This window comes from Lacisediminihabitans sp. H27-G8 (genome assembly GCF_046156175.1).
GTDB lineage: Bacteria > Actinomycetota > Actinomycetes > Actinomycetales > Microbacteriaceae > Lacisediminihabitans.
In genome coordinates this window covers 1-15,815 of the sequence record NZ_JAYLVL010000002.1, presented here as the reverse complement: position 1 = coordinate 15,815, position 15,815 = coordinate 1, and the positions used below count along the sequence as shown (strand labels likewise).

The window sequence follows — 15,815 nt, the reverse complement described above, 5'->3', positions numbered from 1 at the left end:
CCCACCGGTAACTCCAGCACCACAGCTTCCTGAATGATGAAAGCGGCACAGTCGGGAGACGAGCTGCCCTAGGGGCTCAGGCCGCGATCTGGTCGCCGTCCAGGATCGTGTAGCTGTAGCCCTGCTCCGCGAGGAAGCGCTGGCGGTTCTGGGCGAAGTCCTGGTCGACGGTGTCGCGGGCGACCAGCGTGTAGAAGTTGGCGGGAAGCCCGCTCTCCTTCGGGCGCAGCAGTCGCCCGAGGCGCTGGGCCTCCTCCTGGCGCGATCCGAAGCTGCCGGAGACCTGGATGGCAACGGTCGCCTCGGGAAGGTCCACCGAGAAGTTGGCGACCTTCGAGACCACGAGCACGGTGATCTCACCCTCGCGGAAGGCCTGATAGAGCCGTTCGCGTTCCTCGATCGGCGTCGATCCGGTGAGTTTCGGCGCGTCGAGAACTTCGGCGAGAGTGTCGATCTGGTCGAGGTATTGCCCGATCACCAGAATCCGCTCGCCCGAATGCTTCTTCACCAGGTCGCGCACGACCTGAAGCTTGGCCGGCGCGGTCGCCGCGAGCCGGTAGCGCTCATCGTCGGCGGAGGCGGCGTACTCGAGCCGCTCCTGCGGGGGCAGGTCGATGCGCACCTCGAAGCACGAGGCCGGCGAGATGAAGCCCTGGGCCTCGATCTCCTTCCACGGCGCGTCGAACCGCTTGGGCCCGATGAGGCTGAAGACATCCCCCTCGCGACCGTCCTCGCGCACGAGGGTGGCGGTGAGGCCGAGGCGACGACGTGCCTGCAGCTCGGCGGTGAGCTTGAAGACGGGGGCCGGCAGAAGGTGCACTTCGTCGTAGATCACGAGTCCCCAGTCCAGGGCGTCGAGCAGGGCGAGGTGGGCGTACTCGCCCTTCCGCTTCGCCGTGAGGATCTGGTACGTCGCGATCGTGATGGGCTTCACCTCTTTGACCTGACCGGAGTACTCGCCGATCTCATCCTCGGTGAGCGTCGTGCGCTTGAGGAGCTCCGCCCGCCACTGTCGCGCGGAGACGGTGTTGGTCACGAGGATCAGCGTCGTGGTCTCGACCCTCGCCATCGCGCCGGCGCCGACGAGGGTCTTGCCCGCGCCACAGGGCAGTACGACGACTCCCGATCCGCCGTCCACGAAGCTCGACACCGCGTGGTTCTGGTACTCGCGCAGGTTCCACTCGCTGGTATCGAGGGCGATCGGATGCGGCGTGCCCGGGGTGTACCCGGCGAGGTCCTCCGCCGGCCAGCCGAGCTTGACCAGCTCCTGCTTCACCTGCCCGCGCGCCCAGGCCTGGATCTGATAGCGGTCGATCGCCGGACCTTTGCCGCGCTGGTCCTCCGGGAGGAAGAGCAGGGGGGCGATGCGCTTGGCCCGCACGATCTCGCTCAGCACCGCGGCATCCGTCGACCGCAGCATGAGGGTGCCGTTCTCGTCGCGCTCGATGACGAGCCGGCCGTAGCGGCCGACGGTCTCGGCGATGTCGATCGAAACGCTCTGGGGGATGGGGAACTTGGAATACTTCTCGAGCGTGTCGAGCATGTTCTCGGCGGTGTGACCGGCGGCGCGAGCGTTCCAGAGCCCGAGGCGGGTGATGCGATACGTGTGGATGTGCTCGGGTGCGCGCTCGAGCTCCGCGAACACGGCTAGGTCGTGGCGAGCATCCTCAGCGGCGGGGTGCGCGACCTCCAGCAACACGGTGCGGTCGCTCTGCACGATCAGGGGTCCAGACAGCGCATCCACCTCGCAAGCCTAGGTCACGCTGGTGGGTGGTCTTCTGTGACCGCCGGCGCTACTTCGCCGGGGAGATCCCGGCGATGCGCGATAGCGGCAGGGTGCGCTCGATCGCGGCGCGGTTGTCGCGGCCGCGCAGGCGTCCACCGGCGACGCTCGTCGGCTCGAGTTGGTAGTCCACGAGGGTGCCGTTCGGCATGGTCACTGTCACCGTGAGAGGTGTCTTGGCCTTGATCGCGGCATCCAGTTGGCGGATCAGCCAGGCGTGGCCCGTCTCTTCCTCCTCCGGTTCACCGCCGAGGCGCAGCCGTTCGATGAGCGCGTCCACCGGATTGATTCCCGCAGGCGCAACGGCCTTGGCGTGGCGCTGCCGCCGCAATGCGACGATCTCACCGGCAGCATCCTCCGCGGCAACGGGGTATCGCGCGTCGCTCAGCGACCAGAACACCACGTCGAGGGGGAAGCGACTCTGCACCCGGGTGGCAGAGGTGCGCTCGAAGCCAAGGGACGAGAGGCTCTGGTCCACCAGGATCGTGCCGATGAGCAACTCGTCATCGGAGCGGATGTAGCTGCGGGCATCCGGTCTCGGATCGGCGATGCTGCCCACCCTCACCTGTCCGTAGCGGCTGGATGCCTCGCCGATGAGGTAGTTGAGCGGCTGGGGGATGCCGGTGAGCGAGATTCCGCCGAGAAACTCCAGGATCGACTCCGCCGTCTCGCCCGCGGCCATCGCCCGATTGACGCTCGAGGTGGACACGCGGTAGCTCGAGGCGAGCGCGCGACTCTCCACGTCGGCGAGCGACCGCAGCCGGGCATCCACCCGGGGCGTCAGCGGCCCTGGTGCGACCACCGAGAGGTCGTGCTGCAGATAGACCTGCTCGACCTCTGCGGGCAGCAGCGCGGTCATCGCCTCTTCCGCGGGGCGGATGCCGTCGGCGAGCAGCAGGGACCCGGGTCCGGTGGGCGCCTGGTTGGCGGTGATGCCCAGCAGTTCGGCGTCGCGGGTGTAGGCGCCGATACGTTCGTCCATCCAGTCGCCGCCCGCCGGATAGAGCCAGTCGATGTACCCGCGCAGGCCGGAACCCCAGAGAGCGTGGGTGCGCTCGCCGAGGAGCTGGCGGATGTCGGCGGGCAGGCGTTCGAACCAGGCCGCGCCGAGAGTGGCCCAGCGCGCCCCCGTCGAGCGCTGCAGCCAGGCGCCGCCGCTGTCGGTGATCATCCACGATCCGGTCTCACGAGCCACGAGCCCGGCGCGGTCGGCGACAGCGAGAAAGACGGCGACGGATTCGAGATCGACGCTCATCGCATGGGCGAGACGCTTGCTGTCGGGCAGGGCGACACCGCCCTTCGCCAGCTCGCGGGCGGGGTCTCGCTCCACCTCGACGAGGAGCTCCGTGATCGCGGTGATGGCGGCGAAGGCACGTTCGGCACCCAGGCGGTCGATGAATCGGCGGTCGACATCCGGCACCGGTTCGAGGGCGGCCGGGGCATTCGTCGACGCGAGGTCGGCGAGAGAGGGAAGTCCGAAAGCCGGCCAGGAGCGCAACTGGTCGCGGACGCTGCCGTAGGCGGCGAATCGATGGGACTCGGCTTCGACGAGCAGAAGGGCGGTTGCTCCGGAAACGCGGTCGGAGATGGACTCGGCCGACACCTCGCGGCCGGAGAGGGCGGAGAGTCGTGCGGCGATGTCCGTTGCGGTGGGCGGTCCGGTCTCCTCGGTGAGCTGCCCGATCGCGGCGAGCACCGCCAGCGTCTCCCGGTCGAGGCGCATGAGGATCTGCTGGACGGACGCGCGATCCAGGAAGGCCTCGGCGAGGTCGAAGAAGTCCTTGATGCCGGAGGGTGAAATCTCCCGTGCCCGCAGAGTTGCGGCGAGGGCCGTGTCGTCCATCGCGCGGAGGCGCGTCGCCAGGGACAGGGTGTCACTCATGTCTGCCCACCCGTTCCTTGGTCCAGCGGCCCCCGTTCGGTGGCATCAGATCAGCGGCACCGCTGAATCGCTGCGTGCTATTTCTTCGTGCTGGTGTTGCGGGCCGTGCGCGCTGGCGCTGCCGTTGTGGATTTCGCCTCGCGACTGCGCCGGATGCCGCTGATGACGATCAGCACGATGATGAGGACGAATCCGATGGGCAGTCCGACACCCGGAAGCAGGGCTACCGCCTGCCAGAATCCCCCCCGAAACTGGTTGCCCGGAAGGCCAGATGCAGTGGCGATGATCACCGTGAGGAACGCCACTATCGACAGGCCCACGATCCCTGCGATCATGAAGGCCAGCACGCTTTCGTTACGATGAATGGTCACCGGGGTTTCTTTTGCCACAGTCCTAAGGATACGGCCCCCGACTCCCCGTAGGGTTACGGGCACAGCCAAGTGAAAGAGGTACCGCCATGCCCACCGGCAAGGTCAAGTTCTACGACGAAGAGAAGGGCTTCGGCTTCATCAGTTCTGATGACGGCCAGGAGGTCTTCCTTCACGCCTCCGCGCTTCCCGCCGGCACCACGGTCAAGGCCGGCGCCAAACTCGAATTCGGTATCGCCGATGGCAAGCGCGGCGCTCAGGCGCTCTCGGTGCGGGTGCTCGAAGCCCCTCCGAGCCTCGCCAAGCTGAGCCGCAAGCCCGCGGATGACATGTCGATCATCATCGAGGACCTGGTCAAGCTCCTCGACGGAATCGGCACCAACCTCAAGCGCGGCCGCTACCCCGACAGCAAGCACGGCAAGACGATCGCCGCGATGCTGCGCAAGGTCGCGGATGAACTCGATGCCTGATTCGGCGGCATCCTCTTCCGAACCAGCAGCTTCGAATGTGCCTGCTTCTGTAGCGCTCGACTCCGACTTCGACCTGGGGCGGACCGCGCTGCTCGAAATCACCTCGGCCGAGTCCATCGGTGACCCCGCGGGATCGATCGACAGCGGCGAAGGCGTGACCACGGTCTACTTCGAAACGCTGCTTTCCGGCTACCCGGGCTGGCGCTGGACCGTGAGCATCGCGCATCTCGAGGACGCTCCGGCGAGCGTGCTCGAGACGGAACTCACCCCGGGTGACGATGCCCTGCTGTCGCCGGCGTGGGTGCCGTGGGTGGATCGCCTCGCCGACTACACCGCAGCCCAGGACACGGCGGTGGAGGATGACGAGTCCAACGACGAGCTCGACGACGACTCCGATGACGACGACGACGACGAGTCGGACGAGAGCGACGTCGACGAATCGGACGACGAGGATTCAGACGACGACGAGTCCGATGATGACGATGACGATGACGACGACCTCGGGAGTGACGTGCTTCACGGCGGCGACCTCGACGGCGTCGATATCGACGACCTCGATGAGTCGGACGACGACGATGACGACGAATCAGACGACGACGACCCAGACCTCGACGATCCTGACGATCCCGAGGACGAGCACGAGCGCTCCGTCTGACCGAACCGACCTACTTCGGGCGCTTCGCCGCGTAGATCAGACCGGCGAGCCCGAGCAGGATTCCGACGGCGCAGGTCCAGAGGATGGGGCCATTGCCGGAGTCGCTCAGCGGCCGCAGGAAGAGCAGCACGATGATGGTGGCGATCACCCAGACCGCCAACCCCACCAGCAGCGGGCGGCGGTCATCCGTCTTCACCGGCACCGGGTCGGGGCGGCGTTCGGAATCCTTCAGGAAGAGCCGCATGCTCAGCTGTTCTCCACGACGAACTCGATGGAGGACACGAGGGCCCGCACATCATCCGGCTCGATCGCGGTGAAGGTGGCGACGCGCAGCTGGTTGCGACCGAGCTTGCGGTAGGGCTCGGTGTCGACGATGCCGTTGGCTCGCAGGGTCTTCGCGATAGCGGCCGCGTCGATGCTGTCTTCGAAGTCGATGGTGACGACGACCTGCGAGCGGTGATCGGGGTTCGTGACGAAGGGGGTCGCATAGGTCGATGCCTCGGCCCAGTCGTACAGCACGGTGGAGGACTCCCTGGTGCGGGCATCCGCCCAGGCCAGTCCGCCGTTGCCGTTGATCCAGTCGATCTGGTTCTCCATGAGCAGCAGGGTCGAGAGTGCCGGGGTGTTGAGCGTCTGCTTGAGGCGGGAGTTGTCCACCGCGTTCTTGAGGCTGAGGAACTCCGGGATCCAGCGCTCGCTCGCCGCGATGCGCTCCACCCGCTCTATCGCGGTGGGGGAGAAGAGGCCGAACCACAGGCCGCCGTCCGAGGCGAAGTTCTTCTGCGGCGCGAAGTAGTAGACGTCGGTCTCGGCCGCCTCGAAGTCGATGCCACCGGCCGCGCTCGTCGCGTCCACCACGGTGAGGGCGCCCGGGTCTCCGGCGGCGCGGATGACCGGGGCCATCACTCCCGTGGAGGTCTCGTTGTGCGGCCAGGCGTAGACGTCGATGCCGGAGGTGATCTCGATCTCGCTACGGGATCCGGCGGGCGCGTTGATCACGATCGGTGCCTTGAGGAAGGGGGCGCCGGCGGCCTGCGCGAACTTGGATCCGAACTCGCCGAAGGTGAGGTTCTGGCTGCGCTTCTCGATGAGCGAGAACGCGGCAGCATCCCAGAATGCGGTCGATCCGCCGTTGCCGATGACGACCTCATAGCCGTCGGGAAGGCGGAAGAGCTGCGACAGCCCGGACTGCACCCGCCCGACGAGGTCCTTGACCGGTACCTGGCGGTGGGACGTACCGAGGATGTTCGCCCCGACGCTCGCGAGATGGGCGAGCTGTTCCGGACGCACCTTGGACGGACCACAGCCGAATCGTCCGTCGGCGGGCAGGAGGGACGAGGGAATGGTCAATTGCGGCATGGGGCCAATTCTATGGGAGCGGTTTCGGCACGGAATGCCGGGGCTGTGCCGCAGGTTAGGCTTACCTGAGAAGCACGCAGCGTTAGGAGGCGACGATGGCCGATCTCATTGACACCACTGAGATGTACCTCCGCACGATCTACGAGCTCGAGGAAGAGAACATCTTCCCCCTCCGCGCGCGCATCAGCGAGCGACTCGGCCATTCCGGGCCCACTGTCTCGCAGACGATCGGCCGCATGGAGCGCGACGGTCTGGTTGTCGTCGAGGGCGACCGCCACCTGGCCCTCACTGCGGAGGGTCGCAGCAAGGCCGTGCATGTCATGCGCAAGCATCGCCTCGCCGAGCGCCTGCTGGCCGATGTCATCGGCCTCGACTGGGCTCTCGTGCACGAGGAAGCATGTCGCTGGGAGCATGTGATGAGCGAGTCGGTGGAGCGCCGCATCATCGAGCTTCTCGAGCACCCCACACACTCCCCGTATGGCAACCCGATCCCGGGCCTCGATGAGCTGGGCGATCACGCGGTCGGCCAGTTCTCCGACGGTGTCGTGAACATCGTCAACTACACGCTCGGTGCGGTCGGACCGATCACCGGCGTCATCCGTCGTCTCGGTGAGCCTGTGCAGTACGAGGTGGAACTGCTCGAGCAGTTGCGCACGGCCGGTGTGCTGCCGGGCGCGAAGGCGAGCTTCACCGCCGTCGGTTCGTATGTGCTCGTGCAGGTGGAGGGCCACGAGGATGGCCTCGAGCTGCCCACCGAGGTCGCCATCCACGTCTACGTGGGAATCTAACAACGCGTTAACGCTTCGTTTCGGTGCGTGCCGTGCCTTCGATTGCGCGTATTTTCTGGGTTACGCTGGGTTTCTTGCACTTCTGAGAGTCGTTTTCGAAAAGAGCCCGATGTCACAGTCACGAGCCATCCAATCCGTGGATGCGCGCGCGTACTTTTTCATACGGCACTGCTGTCAGCAACGGGTGGGCTTCCACGCGGGTAATCATCAGGCACTGTCTCACTGACAGTGCCTTTTTGTTTGCCCGAAACCGCCTGCTGCCCGCGTTCGACCACGACGCCCAGAACGCAAGGTGCATCGATCTGCCTGGAAGCCGTCCAGGCATTTTCGAAAGGATGACAATGCGCACGCTGGTCCTCAATGCGGGCTTCGAGCCCCTCGCCGTGGTGTCGTTCAAGCGAGCGCTCGTGCTCGTGATGAACCAGAAGGCGACGATCGTCGCGGCGGATGCCGGGCATCCGGTCTGGGCGGCATCCGGTTCCTATGATCGCCCGTCTGTCATCTTGTTGACACGATACGTGCGCATCCCGAACAGCCGACTGATTCCGGTGTCGCGTCGCGGTGTGCTGCGTCGCGACGGACAGCGCTGCGGATATTGCGGGGGAGCTGCCAACACGATCGACCACGTTCTGCCGCGCTCGCGTGGGGGCGCCGACAGCTGGGAGAACCTCGTGGCGTGCTGCCTCAAGTGCAACAACGTGAAGGGCGACCGCACGCCGGCCGAGATGAACTGGACCCTGCGCGTGCGCCCGAAGCCGCCCCACGGCACGGCCTGGCTGGTGCGCGGGGTCGAGCGCGCAGAGGCCGAGTGGGAAGAGTTCCTGCCCGCGGCCTAGCTCCGCCGGCACGAAGCCATATCGCGCGTCACGGGGTGTCTCCCCGATATACCGCTACCATGACGAACATGAGCAATCCTGTGCCGTCATCACCTCCGCCCGGCTGGTACAGCGACGGTCCCGCCACGCCCGGCCTCCGTTGGTGGGATGGATCAGCCTGGACCGAGCACCGCCACGTAGTGGACGCGGCTCCGGAGCAGAAGAAGCCGCGGCTCCGGCCCACGGTCTCCACTTGGGTGGTGGGTGCGATCCTGGCCCTATTTCTCTTCATCGGACTGGCATCCGGGGGCGCCTCCGGATTTCTCATCACACTCGGTATCGCTGCGTTCCTCACCGGGATCTACTCGGTGGTGTTCGGTCGCACATCATGGGCACTCATCCCGTCCCGTAAAGTCGGCGCAGCCGTGCTCGGCGGCGCGCTCGTCTTGACCATCGCCGGAGGCGCGGTCGCTGCACCGTCGCCCTCCGCATCGCTGGCCGCGTCCGTGGTCGAACCGACGGATTCCCCGAGCCCGTCCGCGAAAGCACCCTCCGTCGCGTTCACTGCCGAGGAGCCGGCGGACCCAAAAGTCGCCACCACTCCTGAGAGCGACAGTTCGGTCGCGATAGAGAGTTCCGCTGACACGGACGCAACGGCCTTTTCGGTGCTAGCGACGCTTCCCGTCAAGGGCCGAGCGCCCATGACGGGATATGCGCGCGTCGCCGACTTCGGAGCCGCATGGCTGGATGTCGATAGGAACGGATGCGACACCCGCAACGACATCCTCTCCCGCGACCTCACCGGCACCACCATGTCAGGAAGCTGTCGAGTGCTCACCGGCGAATTGGCGAACCCCTATCTCGGCACCTCGATGTCCTTTGTGCGTGGCTCCGCGACATCCGCTCTCGTTCAGATCGACCATGTGGTCTCTCTCGGCGACGCGTGGCAGACGGGCGCCCAGCAATTGACGTCGGCCCAGCGCATCTCGCTGGCCAACGATCCGATCAACCTGCTGGCCGTCGATGCGAGGTCGAACGACCAGAAGGGTGCCGGCGATGCGGCCACCTGGCTGCCGGCGAACAAGTCCTTCCGCTGCGAATACGTCGCAAGGCAGATATCGGTCAAAGCCACTTACGGCCTGTGGGTGACGACTGCCGAGGGGGAAGCTATGGCGCGGGTGCTCGCGAGCTGCCCCGACCAGCGAGCTTTCACATCATCATTCGCCCCCGCGCCCGTGGTGGTCGCGGCGCCGGAAATCGTTGCGCCAGCTCCGGCGCCGGTAGTCGTCGCGCCCGCCCCGGCAGCGCCCGCTCCGGCTGCGCCGAAACCCGCAGCTCCCGCTCCTGCCGCTCCTGCTCTAGTTTCCCCAGGCGCTTTCTGCCCGGATGCAGCGGTCGGCCAATCCGGCGTCGCAGCGAACGGCAAGACCTACACCTGCGGTAGCAAAGGCGCTGACGCGAAGGGCCACTACCACTGGAATTCCTGATCGACGCACGCTCGAGAACCCGTCGCGTGCGCCTGCGGCTAAACTCGACTGGCCAGCCTCTGTAGCTCAATGGAAGAGCAGTTCCGTCCTAAGGAAACGGTTGGGGGTTCGAGTCCCTCCAGGGGCACCAACATGTCAGCGATTGCGGTGAGTCGGACATTCGAGTTGAACCCTCAATCGGGTCAAAAACACGTAAACCCCGCGAAAATCCCACGGAAATTCTTCACAGCATCCACCTCACCTAGCACGGTTCAGTGCGAGTTGGATTGATCCACTCCACCTAGTCAGAGCCGGTAAGCGAAACCGGCGATGTCAAACGAATCACGCCGACGGTCTTGGGCTCATAACCCAGAGGTCGCAGGTTCAAATCCTGCACCAGCACACTGTCCCCGCAACAGACAAAGGCCGGAAATCCAAGGATTTCCGGCCTTTGTGTTTGGCGGTAATAGATCGATGTCACCACTAACTCACCGTTTATTCGTCCTGAGAATGGTTTCTTCAGAGCTTCTGCCCGACGGGATTCTGTTGAACCCGGGCGATCCGGGTTGTCGTGGGATAGGCGAAGCACTGAATCGGCCTGACTTTCGTTCCTAGCGAGAGCCTTATCCGGCGGGTGCCGGTTGGGCGGATTCTTTGTCTGCGTAGTATGCGTTCTCGACCTCGGTCGGGGTTCGCATGTCGAGCTCTGCGTGGAGTCGCTGGTTGTTCCACCACCACACGTATTCGAGGGTGGCGAGCTCGACCTGTTCGACTGTGCGCCACGGACCCTGCTGGCGGATCAGCTCCGTCTTGTAGAGGTTGTTGACGGCCTCTGCCATCTCATTGTCATAGCTGTCGCCGACAGTTCCGGTGGAGGGCACCGCGCCGAGTTCGACGATGCGATCGGTTCAGACCATCGCCATATAGTTCGCGAGTTCAACCGGTCGGAGTGACACGTAACCCCGGTGAGGTCTCCGCCTGCGTCCCACGCCGCCATATCGAGAGCCTGCATGGGCAGGATTTCGGCCCGCAGTGTCGCTGCGACGTTCCAGCCGACAATGCGACGCGAGTAGACATCAGTGACGAACGCGACATAGGCAAACCCTGACCACGTTGCGACATAGACCACGTCGCAGACCCAGAGTCGCCGCGGACCGGCGGCGGTGAAGCGGCGGTTGACGAGGTCCTTCGGCCGCTGCAGCGCGGGGCCGGACTTCGTCGTGAACACCTTCTTCGACTTGCGCACCCCGCGAACGCCGGCATCCCGCATGAGTCGCTCGACCTGGTCTCGACCGATCGCCCACCCTTGCCTGCGCATCAAGGCATGCATCTTCCGGCGCCCCTAGACGCCGTAGTTCTCCGCATGAAGACGAACGATCTCGGGCACCAGGAGATTGTCACGCAGCTGCCGCGCGGACGGCGTCCTGCCCGCAGCAGCGCGATAGCCGCGTGAGGTCAGGAATCCTCTCACTGCCGGGCGCAGGACCTGGCAGATGAGCTCGACCGGCGAAACGATCCCGGTGCTCGTTGATGAACCGGATCATCTCGTCGAGGGGCGGTCGAGCTCCTTCGCGAAAAACACGCTCGCGGCCTTCAAAATCTCGTTGGCCTTCCGCAGCTCGGCGTTCTCCCGCTGCAACCGTTTGATCTCCACGGCCGCCTCCGTGGTCACTCCGGACCGTTTGCCATGGCCAACCTCGTAGCGGCGCTGCCAAAGCCGCAACGTCTCCGGGCTCATCCCGAGCATTCCCGCGACGTGACGGATCGCGGTCATCAAATTCGGGTGCTCCGGCCGAGCCTCCGCGAGCATCCGCAGCGCCCGCTCACGCATCTCCGGTAAATACTCCCTGTTCATGATGTTCCATCCTTACTTCAAGAACGGAACGAAAGTCAGGCCGATTCAATACCTTGGTGTCATGACTATTTGCATCGGCTCGACCCAGCCGAGTCCGCACCTCTAGGTTCGTTCTACTCCACAGTGATCAATGCCGCGAGCGTCCAAAATAGTATCCAGACATTAAGAGCGCGTAGACGTGCGTCGAGCTCGAGCTCGCGCTCGCGACCGAGCATTGTGATCGCATTTGAAGTGACCGCGCTGCTCAAGGGAATGTCTCCACAGTTGAGTAGCCTGGTTCCTGGCACGACATCGTCCGGGAGGTAGCACAGTGACCGACTCCTGGGGGGATATTGACGGACCGTCTCTTCTTGCTGTTGCGAGCTCACTGCAGCTTCGCCTTACCAACGTTCACGCCTTAGTTCGCTTGCAACGTCTTGCTGCGTTTGCTGCGCGTCTGCCGCCACGGCCGGCGGCTAGAAAACTCTCGTCATCGACGATCAAGCGGTTGCTCAACTTGGACGAAGTGGGCGGCCCCGATATTCGCCAGCAAGAAGATGCCTTCGAAGGCATCTATGTCGTGGAGATACCGTTCTACGGCGGCCCTCGGCTCGTTTTGCAAGGGCAGGCGACCGAGTGTGGTCGTGTCGCGGCCATGATACTCACGGCGATCTTCGGGACGCCTGTAGGTACGTTCCCTAAGGGATACCTGCTTCGCGCGAAGGTACTTGCGAAGTTTGTGCTCGAGCTCAGCGACAGTATTTGCCGCTCCGCGGGCCTGCAGGTTGGTGATGTGCCTTCGGATAACGACCGAATCGAGGTTCCGAGCGCGTCTTCGATGAGCAATCAAGCGTCAGGGGTGCAGATGACGGAAAGGGATGTTTTCGCCGAATATCCGGCGCACCTGGTCGAGTTCCTTTCGGAGAAATTGATCCAGAATCAGGGAGAAATTCCGCCGTGGACGGAAGGTGAACTACTTGATGACCAGATCATCTTGAAACCCTTGGTACGGAGCGGGGGCCTTATCACGATCGCCTCGCCCGGTGAACTGACCGCGTATCTTCGTCATCAGCTTGTGCTCGAGGCATACGAATGGAAGTGCCACGAGGCGCTCGCACTCGCCGTACGCGAACTCACAGCCGCAAGAGCGGTCGAACTGCTGCGCGGCATCACCGATGAACCATTCGAAGACATCGAGGTCGCCGACTCGGCCCTAATCCGACTCACGGCACCGTATGACACGGACAAAACTCTGGACGTCATTGTGTTCTCGGATGATCTTCAGGACTATAACCCGGACTCTCCTTACGGTAGCTGGAATGCGTGGCCGCTTGCGGACCAGGCCGCCTCAGTTTTCAACGATGGCCGTTCGTCGCCGGACAAGACGCTGCGCCTCATCATCTATCAGGGAATCGGTCGAGATATGGGCTTCGCGATCCCAAATTCCAGAGAACCCGCGCCTACTCTTTTCCTGCCCCTCGGAGACCTAGAAACCATCCTCCAAACACCTGGGACAGACGATCTCACCTTGTGGTACTTCGCCCGAGCTTCGGAGAAGTTTCAGGCCGATACGCACGTCTTGAGTTTTTCTGCCGTCGATCTTTACTCGATGTACCACGACCAGAGAGACAGCTTCTACACAAGCGACGACGCAAGACCCAACGCGGTGTTCGTCCAGGTCGCGCGCGGACAAGACCTCCGCGTCGAGAACTTCCGGAAGATCGGTCGGAGAGATCTTGTGCATCCGACCTCTCAGACCCTCGTCGAAGCACACGCGATGCACGGGATCTCCTCTCCCGTTCACATGGCCAGCGGCAGTTCTGGGGTCTCCTTCTTCGTGAGCCTCCGTCCAATCCCTGCTTGGGTGCATCTCGAGCGAAGTGCGCAGGGGAAATCACGTGGGTTCCTCTTCGAGATCGGTGAAGCCGTCGCCTTCTGGATCTGGCAGATCCACTTACTCGCACCCGAAGTGTTGGGCCACCTGCCCGAATCGCCCCTTCAAGTGACCGTCATCGAAGACATCTTGGAAGAAGGCCCGTCCGCAGAAGGTGAGTGGATTCGTCCTCTCACCGATTCGTCCGGTCGGCGAACGCTGCGTATTCAGCAGTGGCCAACGCCGAAACCGAATGATCCCTCCAACGAGATCGACCGAGACATCGTGAGCGCCCTCTTGCAAGTCTTGGAAGTCGGCACACCAACGCGTTCCGCTGCCGATCGCGACGCCCTGATCGATCGCTTGGCACCGCCAGGCTTCAAGAAGATGATCCATCTATTCGGTTCCGACGACGACCCACTCAAGTGGCCGGGGGAACTCACTCCTGCACGCCGAACGCAAGACGCTGTGTTCGCGCGTGTTCTCGATGAACTCGGCGAGCACCTCACCGAAACCCTCGGTCTCAACGTTGGTCCTATCGCTCCCGAGGAGCGAACCAAGTTTCTTAACAACACAGTAAGCGTCTGGCTCATCGATCAGTTGAACTCGGTCATCGCCGATCTTGAGCAAAAGGGCCTGTTGCTGGGTCTCCTCGAACAATACGAAGCACTGATCTCGGAAACGACGCGCGAGCGCGATCATCTTCAGGCCAGGATCGCGTGCTTCGGAGCAGAAGACGACCAAGCCCTGAAGATGGCGAAGCACGCTAGCAAGGCGACGGCCTCGTCGCTCGCGAGTAGGTTCCTCATCGAGTACGTCTCAGCGGCACCATCTACGGGGCACCAGCCGCTGACCCGAGAGCGCTACGATCATCTGCTCGCGTTGGCGTCGGAGATCGTCGACACGGGGATGCTGTCGGATGCCATCCAGCACGGCCTCACAGACATCGAGCTCAGCGTGCTGCCGTCAGGAAGATTCGGGACCAATCACGACGAGGACAATTACTACCGTGCCTTGGCCGGCTTTGGGCAGGCACGAGCCGAGAAGGCTTTCGCCGAAGCATCGGCTCACGGGCTGACGGAAGATGAGGTGGAGTCGGCCGCAATACCGATCGCGGAAATCGATGCATGCGCTGTCCTCGAATTCGGATTCTCGTACACGGACTTCGCAGCCGCGTGCGGACAGATCCTCGGCCTGGCGAACGAACAGAACCAAGGCGACGTCCTCACTTTTGCCCACGGAGAGATCGAGCAGCGCCTGCGAACAGAACTCGGATGGTCTGCTGAGAAGGTGCTCGCCTTCATCGCAGGGTCAACATTAGGTCCCATCGGCTCGGGCCCAGACCACTTTTGGCAACGTCGGGCCGATGTCTACCCGTGGCGGTTCAATCGCGAGCGGTCCTATCTTCGGCGACCGCTGATTTGTCACGAGACGGACGGTATTGCGGTCGTCAGCGGCCGCCGCAATCTTTGGCAAGCACCCGGATACCGGCTCAATCAGTTCCGCACGGGTCGATTGCAAGCCAAGACCAGAGGCCTGAACGCAGCTCTAGGGCGACAGCGCAAGCGGAACGGGGAACTCTTCGAGGTCGATGTCGCCAGTCGCTTGAAGCAACTTGGGTTCACGAACGTGCGACGCAGGCTTCGCCGCGTCGGACAATATGACTTCCGAAATGTCGACGGTGAAGACATCGGCGATATCGACGTAATCGCAGTTGATCAGCTGTATAAGGTCATCGTCGTGGTCGAGGCAAAGGATCTCGAAGTGGCTCGCACCCCGGCGGAGCTTGCGAACGAGGTCGAAAATCTCGTTTACAAAGCCCTGCCCCGTCTCGGTAAACGAACGGCCTGGGTTCAGGGACATCTTCAGCCCGTCCTTGCCGAACTCGGCATAGCAAACGCGACAGGGCATTGGGAAGTGCGGTCCGTTGTAGTCGTTGACGAGGGTCTTATTTCCGAGCGACTGCTCAAAAACGAAGTACCAATCGTGGCGATCAACAAGATCGAGACAGTGCTCACCGCATCTCGGGACCCGAGTTCACAACGTCGAAAGCGGCAGGAATTCGGGTCCGGCGGATAATTTGGCCTGCTGGTGTTGATTGGGAACCTTGGCTCCTGTTAGGCAAGGATGTTGCCTGTGCGAGCAACAAGCTGCGCTGTGTGACCCTCGCAAAGCCGCTCGCGGCTGCGCTAATTGAGCGCCGACGTAGCTCTGTGGGCGCCGCCGAAGAGACTCGGTTGGAGTCGGAGATCGACGTGGAACCGAATGTCGCTACGGTTCGAGTCGCTCGCGGTGAAAGCCGTACCAGGTAGTGGACCGGTGGCCGTCGGCACAAGCATCGTTGCGCCGGCAATTTCACTGTCACTCTGGTATCGAGACTTCTGGATCCGGCACTGGTTGAGTCCCGCATAGTGGTGTAACTCACGGTGGCTTCCGCGTCGGTGACGACGTGGGCGCGGCCACCGTGTGATCCTTCGAGGAAACTCTCACATCCCACTCGAAAGGCATCATCACGATGACCG

General features: G+C 63.6%; 14 protein-coding genes and 2 tRNA genes. 8 read left to right on the top strand and 8 right to left on the bottom strand.

The genetic code is table 11. The annotated features are described in order from the left end of the window. Positions 1–76 precede the first annotated feature (76 nt). The 3 genes from VLI63_RS04835 to VLI63_RS04825 all read right to left on the bottom strand — a co-directional run bounded on the left by VLI63_RS04835 (position 77) and on the right by VLI63_RS04825 (position 4,036). Complete coding sequence (locus VLI63_RS04835; RefSeq protein WP_409155787.1) at positions 77–1,744, bottom strand: DNA repair helicase XPB; 1,668 nt, start codon at positions 1,742–1,744, stop codon at positions 77–79. A gap of 49 nt (positions 1,745–1,793) precedes the next feature. Further along, a complete protein-coding gene (locus tag VLI63_RS04830) occupies positions 1,794–3,665 on the bottom strand; it encodes a helicase-associated domain-containing protein (RefSeq protein ID WP_409155786.1) in 1,872 nt (623 codons plus the stop codon). Positions 3,666–3,742: 77 nt separating this feature from the next. Continuing rightward, positions 3,743–4,036, bottom strand: coding sequence for a hypothetical protein (locus VLI63_RS04825; protein WP_409155785.1), 294 nt, complete (start codon positions 4,034–4,036; stop codon positions 3,743–3,745). A gap of 86 nt (positions 4,037–4,122) precedes the next feature. Between VLI63_RS04825 and VLI63_RS04820 the strand changes: the two genes are divergently transcribed. Both VLI63_RS04820 and VLI63_RS04815 read left to right on the top strand, forming a co-directional pair. Further along, positions 4,123–4,503, top strand: coding sequence for a cold-shock protein (locus tag VLI63_RS04820; RefSeq protein ID WP_185201559.1), 381 nt, complete (start codon positions 4,123–4,125; stop codon positions 4,501–4,503). A 37-nt stretch (positions 4,504–4,540) separates the two neighbouring features. Continuing rightward, positions 4,541–5,158: a DUF3027 domain-containing protein gene (locus VLI63_RS04815; RefSeq protein WP_409155784.1), complete on the top strand. Its 618-nt coding sequence runs from the start codon at positions 4,541–4,543 to the stop codon at positions 5,156–5,158. A 10-nt stretch (positions 5,159–5,168) separates the two neighbouring features. On the opposite strand, the gene VLI63_RS04810 is transcribed toward VLI63_RS04815, so the two are convergent. Both VLI63_RS04810 and serC read right to left on the bottom strand, forming a co-directional pair. Continuing rightward, the gene (locus tag VLI63_RS04810) at positions 5,169–5,402 is read right to left on the bottom strand and encodes a DUF2530 domain-containing protein (RefSeq protein WP_409155783.1); all 234 of its coding nucleotides are present in this window, start codon (positions 5,400–5,402) and stop codon (positions 5,169–5,171) included. A 2-nt stretch (positions 5,403–5,404) separates the two neighbouring features. Continuing rightward, complete coding sequence (serC, locus tag VLI63_RS04805) at positions 5,405–6,517, bottom strand: phosphoserine transaminase (RefSeq protein ID WP_409155782.1); 1,113 nt, start codon at positions 6,515–6,517, stop codon at positions 5,405–5,407. Between the two features lie 95 nt (positions 6,518–6,612). On the opposite strand from serC, the gene VLI63_RS04800 reads away from it, so the two are divergent. The 5 genes from VLI63_RS04800 (at position 6,613) to VLI63_RS04780 (ending at position 9,988) form a co-directional block, all read left to right on the top strand. Beyond that, positions 6,613–7,305 (top strand): metal-dependent transcriptional regulator, encoded by a 693-nt coding sequence (locus VLI63_RS04800; RefSeq protein WP_409155781.1) that lies wholly within the window; start codon positions 6,613–6,615, stop codon positions 7,303–7,305. Positions 7,306–7,646: 341 nt separating this feature from the next. Beyond that, positions 7,647–8,141, top strand: a complete 495-nt coding sequence (locus VLI63_RS04795) for an HNH endonuclease (protein ID WP_185201554.1) — start codon at positions 7,647–7,649, stop codon at positions 8,139–8,141. A gap of 68 nt (positions 8,142–8,209) precedes the next feature. Then, the gene (locus tag VLI63_RS04790) at positions 8,210–9,607 is read left to right on the top strand and encodes a DUF1524 domain-containing protein (RefSeq protein ID WP_409155780.1); all 1,398 of its coding nucleotides are present in this window, start codon (positions 8,210–8,212) and stop codon (positions 9,605–9,607) included. A gap of 55 nt (positions 9,608–9,662) precedes the next feature. Beyond that, a tRNA-Arg gene (locus VLI63_RS04785) sits at positions 9,663–9,737 on the top strand. 159 nt (positions 9,738–9,896) lie between these two features. Next, positions 9,897–9,988 (top strand) — tRNA-Met (locus VLI63_RS04780). Positions 9,989–10,209: 221 nt separating this feature from the next. Here the strand turns inward: VLI63_RS04780 and VLI63_RS04775 are convergent. From VLI63_RS04775 to VLI63_RS04765, 3 genes are all read right to left on the bottom strand, one after another. Then, positions 10,210–10,467 carry an IS3 family transposase gene (locus VLI63_RS04775; protein WP_409155779.1) on the bottom strand — a complete coding sequence of 86 codons (258 nt, stop codon included), beginning with the start codon at positions 10,465–10,467 and terminating at the stop codon, positions 10,210–10,212. Further along, entirely contained in the window at positions 10,386–10,916 is a 531-nt protein-coding gene (locus tag VLI63_RS04770; RefSeq protein WP_409155778.1) for a transposase, read from the bottom strand. The genes VLI63_RS04775 and VLI63_RS04770 overlap by 82 nt, the downstream gene beginning before the upstream one ends. 210 nt (positions 10,917–11,126) lie before the next feature. Beyond that, positions 11,127–11,441: a transposase gene (locus tag VLI63_RS04765; RefSeq protein WP_409155777.1), complete on the bottom strand. Its 315-nt coding sequence runs from the start codon at positions 11,439–11,441 to the stop codon at positions 11,127–11,129. A 310-nt stretch (positions 11,442–11,751) separates the two neighbouring features. Here VLI63_RS04765 and VLI63_RS04760 point away from each other — a divergent pair, with 310 nt between their 5' ends. Next, positions 11,752–15,372, top strand: a complete 3,621-nt coding sequence (locus VLI63_RS04760; RefSeq protein WP_409155776.1) for a hypothetical protein — start codon at positions 11,752–11,754, stop codon at positions 15,370–15,372. The last annotated feature ends 443 nt before the right edge of the window (positions 15,373–15,815 follow it).

Excerpts from the sequence above, each read along its gene's own strand:
- VLI63_RS04820 (WP_185201559.1), top strand. The coding sequence starts at position 4,123 with ATGCCCACCGGCAAGGTCAAGTTCTACGACGAAGAGAAGGGCTTCGGC.
- VLI63_RS04795 (WP_185201554.1), top strand. The coding sequence starts at position 7,647 with ATGCGCACGCTGGTCCTCAATGCGGGCTTCGAGCCCCTCGCCGTGGTG.
- VLI63_RS04765 (WP_409155777.1), bottom strand. The coding sequence starts at position 11,441 with ATGAACAGGGAGTATTTACCGGAGATGCGTGAGCGGGCGCTGCGGATG.
- serC (WP_409155782.1), bottom strand. The coding sequence starts at position 6,517 with ATGCCGCAATTGACCATTCCCTCGTCCCTCCTGCCCGCCGACGGACGA.
- VLI63_RS04790 (WP_409155780.1), top strand. The coding sequence starts at position 8,210 with ATGAGCAATCCTGTGCCGTCATCACCTCCGCCCGGCTGGTACAGCGAC.
- VLI63_RS04830 (WP_409155786.1), bottom strand. The coding sequence starts at position 3,665 with ATGAGTGACACCCTGTCCCTGGCGACGCGCCTCCGCGCGATGGACGAC.
- VLI63_RS04800 (WP_409155781.1), top strand. The coding sequence starts at position 6,613 with ATGGCCGATCTCATTGACACCACTGAGATGTACCTCCGCACGATCTAC.
- VLI63_RS04770 (WP_409155778.1), bottom strand. The coding sequence starts at position 10,916 with ATGCATGCCTTGATGCGCAGGCAAGGGTGGGCGATCGGTCGAGACCAG.
- VLI63_RS04810 (WP_409155783.1), bottom strand. The coding sequence starts at position 5,402 with ATGCGGCTCTTCCTGAAGGATTCCGAACGCCGCCCCGACCCGGTGCCG.